This window comes from Neoroseomonas rubea (assembly GCF_016106015.1).
Taxonomy (GTDB): Bacteria; Pseudomonadota; Alphaproteobacteria; order Acetobacterales; family Acetobacteraceae; genus Neoroseomonas; species Neoroseomonas rubea.
The window spans coordinates 1-4,290 of the sequence record NZ_JACADQ010000352.1 but is presented as its reverse complement, the minus strand read 5'-3'; the positions used below and the strand labels follow the sequence as shown (position 1 = coordinate 4,290).

At 72.4% G+C, this 4,290-nt stretch carries 4 protein-coding genes; 2 read left to right on the top strand and 2 right to left on the bottom strand.

Annotated elements, in window-relative coordinates; all coding sequences use genetic code 11:
* The coding region (locus HW577_RS21540; RefSeq protein WP_198378173.1) for a M20/M25/M40 family metallo-hydrolase at positions 1–1,073 on the bottom strand (1,073 nt) is incomplete at its 3' end.
* Entirely contained in the window at positions 1,070–2,185 is a 1,116-nt protein-coding gene (locus tag HW577_RS21535) for a CaiB/BaiF CoA transferase family protein (protein ID WP_198378172.1), read from the bottom strand. The genes HW577_RS21535 and HW577_RS21540, both read right to left, overlap by 4 nt.
* A 66-nt stretch (positions 2,186–2,251) precedes the next feature.
* Between HW577_RS21535 and HW577_RS21530 the strand changes: the two genes are divergently transcribed.
* Together HW577_RS21530 and HW577_RS21525 are read left to right on the top strand one after the other, a co-directional pair.
* Complete coding sequence (locus HW577_RS21530) at positions 2,252–3,208, top strand: Bug family tripartite tricarboxylate transporter substrate binding protein (protein WP_198378171.1); 957 nt, start codon at positions 2,252–2,254, stop codon at positions 3,206–3,208.
* Complete coding sequence (locus HW577_RS21525; RefSeq protein WP_198378170.1) at positions 3,208–4,200, top strand: NADPH:quinone oxidoreductase family protein; 993 nt, start codon at positions 3,208–3,210, stop codon at positions 4,198–4,200. Before HW577_RS21530 ends, HW577_RS21525 begins: the two co-directional genes overlap by 1 nt.
* Positions 4,201–4,290: the final 90 nt, after the last annotated feature.

The following is a 4,290-nucleotide window of genomic DNA, read 5'->3' as shown; positions in this document are numbered from 1 at the left end:
ATGCGCGCCGCGGCGGCGGCAAGCTCGGCCCGCAGCCCGGCATCGCAGGGCCCGACCGGCGCGGCGTTGCGCGCGCCGCGGTCGATGGTCACGCCCCGCCGCGCGGCGGTGGCATCGAGGATGACGTGGAAGCGCCGTTCCAGCGCGGCCAGGTGGTCCGGATCATAGGCGCGCAGGTCGATCGAGAAGGTGAAGTCCCCGGGCACGACGGTGATCTCGTGCTTCGACGCGTCGGTGTGGAAGCGACCGATGGTGAAGGCCATGGCGCGGCCTGCCGCTTCCTCCTCGGCCCACATCGCGTCGAGCGCGGTGAAGATCTCCGCCCCCGCAAGTGCGGCGTCGCGGCGGAAGCGGCGGGGCAGGCCGACATGCGCGTCCTCCCCCGCGATGCGGATGGTGGCGTGGCGGATATTGCCGGGAATGCCGGTGCAGATGCCGAGCGGCACGCCCGCTTCGATCAGCGAGGGCGCCTGTTCGATATGCGCTTCCAGGAAGCAGCGGATCGGCCCCGGCGGCAGCAGCCGCGCGCCCGGCCTGATCGCGCCCGGATCGCCGCCGCACGCCGCGATGTGCTCGGCCAGCGTGCGGCCGGTGTCGGCGCGGCGGCGGTCCAGCGCATCCGACGGCAGGATGCCGAGCGCGGCCCGGCTGCCGATCAGGCCGAGGCCGAACCAGACCGCTTCCTCGCAGCGGAAGGCGGCGATGGTGATGTCGGCGCGCGGCGCGAAGCCGGATGCCTGCAGCGCCGAGACGGCGGCGAGTGCGGCGACCACGCCCGCCGCGCCGTCGAAATTCCCGCCATGGCGCACGCTGTCGAAATGGGATCCGAGCATGGTCCGCGGCGCCGCGCGATCCGCGCCGGGCCAGGTGAGATAGAGGTTGGTCGCGGCGTCGCGCGTCACCTCCAGGCCGAGGCGCTTCGCCTGCTCGATGGCAAGCGCATGCGCCGCATCCTCCCGCGCGTCGAAGGCGTGGCGCGTGATGCCGGGCGCGTCGGCGCCGATCTCCGCCAGCCGGTCGAGCATCGCCTGCGCGCGCGGCGTCTCGGCCGCGAGCGCGGCGGGCAGGCTCACGCGTCGAGCTCCGCCAGCACCTCTGCCGTGTGCTGGCCGAGCGCCGGGGCGGGGGCGTGCCAGTGGCCAAGGCCGGGCAGCATGGGCAGCGGCACTTCCCCCAATTGCGGCTGCTGCACGCGGGATGCGGCGCCGTAGGCGACGACATGCTCGTTCGCCAGCCAGTCGAGCGGCGAGTTCACCCGGTCCGCCAGCAGCCGTGCGCCCTGGAGCCGCGCCACCCAGTCATCCGAGGTGCGCTTCGCGAAGGCGGCGCGGACGATGGCGTAGAGCGCCTCCCTGTTCTCCCAGCGCAGCGGGAAGGAGGTGAAGCGCGGATCGGCCTTGGCGTCCGCGATCTCGAGCGCGTCGCAGATGGCGAGCCATTCGGCTTCCCGCACCAGCGTCACCATCACCCAGGCGCCGTCCGCGCACTGGTAGGCGCCGGCCGGCGCGTTGGGGGGTGCGGCGGGTTTCTGCTGGTAGCCCCATTCGCCGATCTGGTGCGTCAGAAGGTTCGACGTCGCGGCCATCAGCGACATGTCGATGACGCGCCGCCTCGGCGCGCTGTCCTGCGCGCGGGCGGCGAGCGCGACCTGCACGGCGGAAAACGCCCAGATGCCCGTCGCCATGTCGGCGATGAAGGGCCCGGCCTTGTGCGGCGCTCCATCCGAACCGGCATTCAGCGCGACGAAGCCCGAGAAGGCCTGCGCGACGGAATCGGTGCAGGGGCGTTCGCGATAGGGTCCGCGCTGGCCGAAGCCGGAGATCGACAGGCAGACCGCATCGGCCTTCGCGTTCTCCGGCCCCAGGCCGATGCGCGCGGCGACGCCGGGGCGGAAGGCCTCGATCAGCACATCGGCCTGCGATGCAAGCTTCGCCGCGGCCGCGCGGCCTTCGTCGGATTTCAGGTCGAGCACCACGGACCGCTTGCCGCGGTTGAAGCAGACCGTCATGACCGACACGCCTTCGCTCGCCGAGCCCAGCGCGCGGGACCAGTCGCCCTCGGCGGGTTCCAGCTTGATGACATCTGCGCCGCAGGCGGCGAGCATCATGCCGCAATAGGGCCCGGCGATGCCCTGGCCGGCATCGAGCACGCGGATGCCCCGGTAGGGGCGCATCGCCTCGTCCATCGCGTTTCCTCCTCAGCGTTTCCGAGCCTATCCTGACGCGAAGACGGGACAAGGGAAGGGGATGCCATGAGGATCACGCGACGCGCGCTGCTCGGCACCGCATTGGCGACGCCGGCGCTGGCCCAGGACTGGCCCACCAGGCCGGTGCGCTGCATCGTTCCCTATCCGCCGGGCGGGCCGACCGACCTGGTGGGCCGCGTGGTCGCGCAGCGTGCGCAGCAGGAACTCGGCCAGCCGCTGGTGATCGAGAACAAGCCGGGCGCCTCCGGCACCATCGGCTCGGCGGAGGTGGCGCGCGCGGCGCCGGACGGCGGCGTGTTCCTGGTCAATGCCTCGGCGCATGTCATCATTCCGCACATCAACCGCGCCATGCCGTACGACGCGCTCAATGACTTCACGCCGGTGACGAACATGGCGATGGTGCCGCTCGTCGCGCTGGTGAACCCGCGCCTGCCGGTGCGCTCGCTGCGCGAGTTGGCGGACCATGCGAAGGCCAATCCGGGGCGCGTTGCCTACGCGTCCTCCTCCATCGGCGGGGCGCAGCATCTCGCGGGCGAGATGTTCAAGCAGATCGCCGGCGTGGACATGGTCCACATCCCCTATCGCGGCGCGGGGCCGGCGATCCAGGACCTGATCGCGGGCAACGTCCAGGTGATGTTCGACAGCGTGCCCGCCGGCGCGGGCGCCGTGCGCGAAGGGCTGCTGCGGCCGCTCGCCGCACTCGATGCGCGGCGCATCGGCGTCTATGCGGAACTGCCGACCTCGGCCGAGGCGGGCTTCCCGGACTTGGTGATCTCGACCTGGTACGGCTTCTGGGCGCCGCCGCGGACACCGGCCGCGATCACCGAGCGGATGCAGCGCGCCATCGCGGTCGCGGTGCGCGACCCGGAGGTGCGCGCGCGGCTCGCACCGCTTGGTGCCGATCCGGTCGCCGACACGCCGGCGGAATTCGACGCCTTCTGCCGCCGTGAATCGGAAAAGTTCGGCGCCATCGTGCGCGCCGCCAACATCCGGATGGAATGATGCGCGCGATCCTCTGCGAATCCTGGCGTGACTTCGACGCGCTGGAGGTGAAGGACATCCCGCCGCCGGCGATGCGCCCGCGCGGCGTGCGCATCCGGGTCGAGGCCGCGGGCGTGTCCTTCGCCACGCAACTCGTCGTCGCGGGCAAGTACCAGCGCAAGCCACCGCTGCCCTTCGTGCCGGGCACCGAGGTGGTGGGCACGGTGATGGAAGCCGCGCCGGATGCCGAGGCACCGCCGCCGGGCACCCGCGTCTTCGCGGTGCTCGACTGGGGCGGCTATGCCGAGCAGGCGATCGCGGACGACATCCATGTCGTGCCGATCCCGGACGGCCTTCCCGCCGAGCCGGCCGTCGCCTTCCCCATCTCCTACCCGACCGCGGGGGCCGGGCTGCTCTGGCGCGGGCGCATCGCGGCGGGGGACTGGGTGCTGGTGCATGGCGCGGCGGGCGGCGTCGGGCTCGCGGGGGTGGAGATCGCGAAGGCCGTCGCCTGCCGCGTCATCGCGCGCGCGGGGGCGGCCAAGCACGCGCTGCTGCGCGACCGCGGCGCGGATGTGGTGCTGGACAGCGCCTTGCCCTTCCGCGACGCGGTGCGGGAGGCGACCGGCGGGCAGGGCGTCGGCTGCGTGCTCGACACGATCGGCGGCGATGCATTCGAGGACTCGCTCCGCTGCCTCGGCGATGGCGGGACACTTGTGGTGGTGGGCTTCGCCGGCGGCGGCATCCCGACCGTGCCGGCGAACATCCTGCTGCTGAAGAACATCGCCGTCGCGGGGGTGAACTGGGGCAGCTATGTCGGCTGGTCGCCGGGCGACAATCGCCACCTGCACGCGCCACGCGCGCGGGAATTGTGGGCGCGGCTGATGGGGTGGTGGCGCGATGGCGCGCTGAAGCCGGAGGTCCATGCGGTGTTTCCGCTGGAGAAGTTCCGTGAGGCTATGGCGGAGGTGCGGGAGCGGCGCAGCGCGGGGCGGGTGGTGCTGCGTCCGTGATGCGCGGTGATGAAGGTCGGGGGAGGGGAACCTCCCCCGAACCCCCTCCCTTCTTTTTCGTGTCAAAGAAGGTTGAGGGGGGTGTGGGGG